Origin of the sequence: Bartonella sp. MM97QHHN (assembly GCF_042194285.1) — a bacterium.
In the GTDB taxonomy this organism is placed as follows: Bacteria; Pseudomonadota; Alphaproteobacteria; order Rhizobiales; family Rhizobiaceae; genus Bartonella.
Map to the genome: position 1 here is coordinate 1 of NZ_JBHIMS010000010.1, position 6241 is coordinate 6241.

2 protein-coding genes are annotated in these 6241 nt (G+C 44.1%); both read right to left on the reverse strand.

Features of this window, described 5'->3' with window-relative positions; genetic code table 11:
* The coding region (locus tag ACFIJW_RS00155) for a filamentous hemagglutinin N-terminal domain-containing protein (protein WP_375632679.1) at window positions 1-4073 on the reverse strand (4073 nt) is incomplete at its 3' end.
* Window positions 4074-4098: 25 nt separating this feature from the next.
* Complete coding sequence (locus ACFIJW_RS00160) at window positions 4099-5895, reverse strand: ShlB/FhaC/HecB family hemolysin secretion/activation protein (RefSeq protein WP_375632681.1); 1797 nt, start codon at window positions 5893-5895, stop codon at window positions 4099-4101.
* Between the last annotated feature and the right edge of the window lie 346 nt (window positions 5896-6241).

Here is a 6241-nt window from a genome sequence, read left to right on the forward strand (position 1 = left end):
ATATCTTGTTTAGCAATCACCGTTGCATTACCCCCAGCAGAAAGCGCCTCGGTGTTTAATACGGTCTCCACGCCGTCAACCGTTGTGCGCCCTGCGTCCAAACGAATATTCTTCTCCGCAAGGATAACAGCATCCCCACCAGCAGCAAAATGCCCCCCTTGACTGAGGATATCCCCACCATGCACATGCAATTGGTGGTTTGCCGCAATCCGCCCTGAATTGGTTATTGTGGAATTGCTTGTATTTTGGCTGGTGATATTGACATCATCGCCCATGATCAAAGCCCCAGCAGAAACAAAGGAGGCTCTGTCTTTTTCAGGGATGTAAAGCACCGGTGCATAAACATCCATGCCCTTGACCTGTTGGCGCACATAAATCACCATCGGGGCTTCTAGGGACGCCAATTGTTCTTCACTCAAAGCCTCACCAAAAGGGAGATTGTGTGCTTTTGCATAATCTGCCCCACCATCTAGCAAAGTTTTGACTTGTTCAATGGCATCACTTCCAGGAATAAAGGAACCTTTGCCCAAACCTTGACCAACAAGATCACGCATTTGTTTCTCAATCAGCTGCTTTTCAAAATAGGCATCACCTAAGAAAAAAATCTCTCTGTCAGGATTATAACCAATTCTGTTCAAATAATAGGCTGAGCCATAAAACTTGCCGACATCAAGGAATTCTGCCCGCGTTTCATAAATGAAATTTTGATTGGGCAGCGTGCCCCCAACACCCCCCGATTGGGGCTTTGGTAAAGGGAGCCCCTCAGCAAGTTCCCCCGCATTATTGAGATCGACTTTTGGTGTAAAGAGAGCGCCAGCTCCAGGCAAACCACTTAAGGACTCCAGTGGATTGCCTCCAACGGTTTTTGCCTCAAAATGCGCATCCCCTGTAATCGAACCTTCCGCTGCCTCGTTGTGGAGTTGATCGACCACCAAATTCAAAATGCCACCCGCTTGAACAAGACCAGGAACAGTATCGAGAACTTCTGAATTGATATGGCGAAAACCATCATTATTTATTATATCTAAAGCAACATTTCGGCTTCCATCAGCGTTATAAGCATAACAATAAGCATCCGTATTAGCCTGACAACCCATATAGGTGTTTTTATAAGCTGTTGCACCTAAATTGGTCAGCACATTGGCGTGGATATCGGCGTTTCCCCCTGCTTCTATAATGCTATAATGGTTGTCAATGGTATCAGCGTTAATAATAAGATTGCCGTGAGACTGTATCATTCCTTGACGAGTAGGCGAAAATTCTTGCGTGACAGTTTTCTGTATCATGTGAGATAAATTATTCCATCGGTACCCTTGAAAAAAAACCGAACTTTCACTCTCTTCATTCCAAGTAAATGCCTTGTATACTATCCCATCTTCTAAAGTTATCTTACCATAAGTTGCCTCTTTGTTGGGCAAAGAATTTTTAAAGTGAAAATCACATGTGTTTCCCGAACATTCAACTTCCTCATAGGAAACGGCCCATATTTCTATCCCCAACTCATTTGCTATACTTGTTGTATGATACAAAATCGCATTTTCAATTGAATCAAAGCGTTCTGGTTTTTGGAAAGAAATATCGCTATATTCCGTTTTTTCTGTGATGACAGGCGTGCTATCGGCTTCGTTTTTCAGGGTGTTGGTTTGGATATTTAAGTTTCCACCAACTTGAATAAAGCCCGCTTTGTTAACAAGGGAAAGGCTTTTTCCGCTGCCATCTGCATTGGTAAAAGATAAATCACCTTCTGCCATTATAGTGCCAAAATCATTGAGCAAATCCCCATCAACTTGTAAAGCACCATTGCCCTGCACATAAATTAAGCCCGTTTTGTTGTTGGTCACATCCCCCGTCACGCTAAAGACTAAATCCTGCCCCGATGCCAATTGACCGCTATTTCTAAGCTCCCCCGTCTTGATCACGAAATCTCGTGCTGCTAAAACAGACGTTGTCTCATCAACCATAACGCTTGGAGCAATAAAGAGAATATCTCCAGTCCCACCGCCATCTCTTACGGCTTGTAGCCGCGCATTGTGAATATCAAGAGCATTGGTGCTTTGAAAGTCTAAACCGCCATAAGTCAATTTACTGTCCGAGACATCAATATGATCTGCAATTAAATACAGCGTTTGCGGCGTGTAAATATGAGAACGATTATTGCTTAAATCGAGAGTGTTTGCTGTCAATCTCACATCCCCCTCAGCAGACAACACATTCTCAACACTGATCTCTCCTGATACCGATGTCAATGTTGCGTTGCCATAGCCTATGACCTGATCATAATAGATGTCGTTGCCTGCAAAAATTTCAATATTGCCACCACTGGCAATCTGACCAACCTTCACCCCTTCTTTTGCTGTAATCAAAAGAAAGCCCTTTTCATCTAAAACAAGATCCCCTGAACCGCCCGTAGAAACGACACCTGTCATCAGTGTCCCTGCATCAAGGCTGCCAACCTTTAAAACAGCTTCTTCACCCGTCATCAGTGAAGAAAAGTCAACCGCCCCACCCTCAATATTTGCCTTGCCATAGGCTAAAAGTTGCCCAAAATGAACGGGAGCATTTGTTGCTGGTTGTGCTTGAATGGCAACATTTTGATGCGATAGAATTGTTTGAGAAACAGATAGCCCGTTATGAGAAACCAGGGTGATATCTCCTGCTCCATAAACACTTTCAGCAACAATCGCACCTTGACTGCTCTGGAGATCAACATCCCCTTGGGTGCCAAGAACAACAACACCAGCAGCACCCGTTGCCGCCATATCAACCCCACCGGCTAAAAAATGAGCTTGTATATCACCACCGGCATGCGCCTTGAGATTCCCTTGCGCTAAAACAATCCCCTCAAGCTTCAAGTTTCCGCCCGATTCAAGAGCCATATCAGCACCTGACCCTAGCCCTGAAACTTGAAGTGTCTGGCGCGAAGACAGCTCCATATTGCCCCCAGAGGTTGCCTTACCGGCAATCGATAAAAGCCCATCCTGCGCCTCTATCTTCAAATGACCATCAGCACCAACCGTTTCTAACGTCACATCCTTATGGGCGGCAATATCAATATGCTTTTTCGAGGTGATGTGCTTTGCCAATACGCTCTGGCTTTTCGATTTGAGGACAACACCCCCATGACCAAAAACATTCTTCAACGAGATTTTCCCATCAGCAGAAAGATGCAACTGCCCCGCATTGGCGGCCATATCATGGCGCATGCGAACCCCAACACCTTTTTCTGTTGCCACAAGTTTAATCTGATCCGCCTGTAGAGCCCCCAAAGCAGAACCATCTATCGCATATTCCGGTTTACCGGTAATATCGGTCAGTTCTTTCATTTCCCGTGAAGCATAATCAAAGTGACCCGTCCCTGCTGTCACACCAATTTCTCTGCCCGCAACAGCTCCTTCAAAATGCACTGTGCGTGAGACAATATCGACAATATCAACCGCTCCTTGACCAGAGAAAAAATTGGCTCCCTTAGCGCCAAAGGTAATATCCCCACCTCGCACCTCAAAGCCTTTCAAAAAACCGCTCGCATCAATTTCGGGAACACCTGTGGTTAAAGTCGCATGGGGCGTATTGATAAAGCCACAACCATCACAGCTTATCCCATTGGGATTGGCTATAATCACATCGGCGGGGCTCCCAAAAACCTCTCCTGGACCATGAAGCGCACTGCGCTTGCTGCTGGTCACTTCATTTAAAATCACTTTCGCTGAACCCGTAAAACGCAAATGCGGATTGCCCGGCATAATGCCCCCCAACTGCGATTGCCCCACTTCTTGCGCATGATTGTTCCAAATCACACCCGGATTTCCAATATTAAAATCGTTATATTTATTGTGCGATAAGCCCTTGCCATTGGGGGTAACAATATCAATCGAGGGAACTCCATTGGGCGCTGCCACTATATCTGGACGATGGGCGGCATTCGCGTTAGGATCCACAGTAATTTGCGCCTGTAACGCTGAAGGGGCTAACAAACAAGAAAAACCAAGTCCCCCAAATAAAACCTTTTTGAGCATCGTACTGGAGACTAAAACACCTAATAAAGCTGCTCTTTCTGCTCTCTTTTCATATCTCATACGTTAACTCCCCAATAAAAAATGCTTAAAGTTCCATTGTTAATGTCATAAAAAATGTTCCTGATTTTTTGTGCTTAACTGTGCTCCAAAAAATACTGGAATAACTGGCATCAAGAGAGACCATGCCTCCCGCAAGCTTGACACCTGCTGTCCAACCGGCAAGCTGATCATTCTTAATCCCATACAAGGGTTGTGCAAAAACACGCCCATAATCCAAACCAACATAAGGGCGAAGTTCTCCAAAAACCTTTTTGAAGGTCGCGTGATTGCTCCACGGAATGGTGCGTAGCAACAAATCATTCCGGCTAAAAAAACCGTTATTGCCAAAAAGCAAACTCTCACGCGTGCCACGAACATTGGAAGCGCCCCCCAACGAAATCTGTTCAGCTCCCAATAAATTATGCGGTGAATATTGACCACTCAAAAGATTGCTCAGTATAAAGTCCAAGCCCCCTATCTTAAAAGGCGTCATGACACTAAGCGTACCGGTAAATTTGGCAAATTGTGGCTCCGCATCCCCTGCTCCTGGCGCATGTTTCTTTACTGAATGAAACAAGGGAAGACCTTGCAAATAACTCACATCAAAGGTCCAAGTCCCCCCCAACATCTGGCGCGAATGCGAAATGCCAAAATTGGCGGCGCTATATTGACGGCTGCCCACTTCAATCTTATTGCCAAGAAGGTAATTGTTGGTTCTTTTATAAGAAAGACCCAAATTCAAGGTTGTAAGGGAAACACTATCACGGTAAAGAACCCTGCTTGTACTGGCGTGCAACTCACTGGAATCCCCCGTCGTCTCAATATCGGTAAAATTGCCAGGGATTATGCTTTGGTAATTATAAACAGTGCCATTCAATCCAAAGGTCCAATAACCATATGGAATACTCACACTCGCTGAAATGTTATTGCTATGTCCTTCTTGCTTGCTCCCACCCCAATAATCGGGCTCACTGCGTTGATAGTTAAAATCCCACGCATCATTCATCCCTAAAATATTTTCTACCCTCAAGCCCGCACTATAACGCGCATAACCCGTGGAAGATTGTCCCATATTGTCATGAGAAACAGTAACCTTGAACGTTTTATCGGGATGATTGTTAATATTGACAATGGTGCTGCCTTCTTCACGCCCTGGAAGAAGTTCGCTTTGAGCGTGCGCTGAACTCAAACGGTTGATCTGATCAAGCCCCTGTTCAATATCGCGCATGTTCAGAACATGACCTTGAAGCCCAGGAAAAGCACTCCATACAACATTATTATAACGAGACGTCGGTGAACCATTATAGTAAATCTCTGAAAGTTTCCCCTCAACGACAACAAATTTGAGCGTCTTGCTGTTTTTAATATCTTGATCAGGAATGTAAAAACGCGCCGTTACATAGCCTTGATCCAAATAAACTTTGGTTAACTTCTTGATTAAAAGCTGGATATCAAAAAGACCAATACATCTTCCAACATAAGGCTCTGTTACGGCTGATATAGAGCGCTTTTTGACATGGTGCACTCCCTCAACAACAACAGCATGAATTGGAAAACATTGCTTCCCACCCAAAAGCGTTTCTGGATTTTGCTCTGAAGGCGTCTTGATCCTTTTAGGCGTTAAAGCGCGTAATTTCTCAATTCTTTCTAATTGCTGCTTTTCTGAATACCCACGAGAAAAATTATCTGTTGGGGAATGAAAAATAGCTGAGGAGCGCGCATAAACATTTACACCTGTAAACAAGCCAAAGAAAACAACAATGGCACGAAAAATTCTCAAAAGAGAACTTTGGCGTAAAAATATCAATAACAATACAGATTGCCCCCGCTTTGCACTATTCATGAAGCACTCTTTAAAAGAACTTCATGGAACCGCTAATAAATCCACTCAAAACAGCCACTGCCCTATAACACTTTTAACAAAAGCACATGCCTCTGTGACCCAAAAAAGTGACACCCAAAAACTGCTTTATTTTAACTGCTGAAGATCTCTCCCCCACATTTATATGAAAAAACCTCTAAACAAAACTGTTTAGCCCGTCAATGGTTAATACATTAATATCCCCAGTTTAATGCTACAATATATTTATCAATAATTAGAGATAAATTCACTCTCCAGCTCCTCTAAACCACTCAACACGCATATAAACGAGACATCGTGCTATCAAGCACATTCTGTCGTCAAAAAC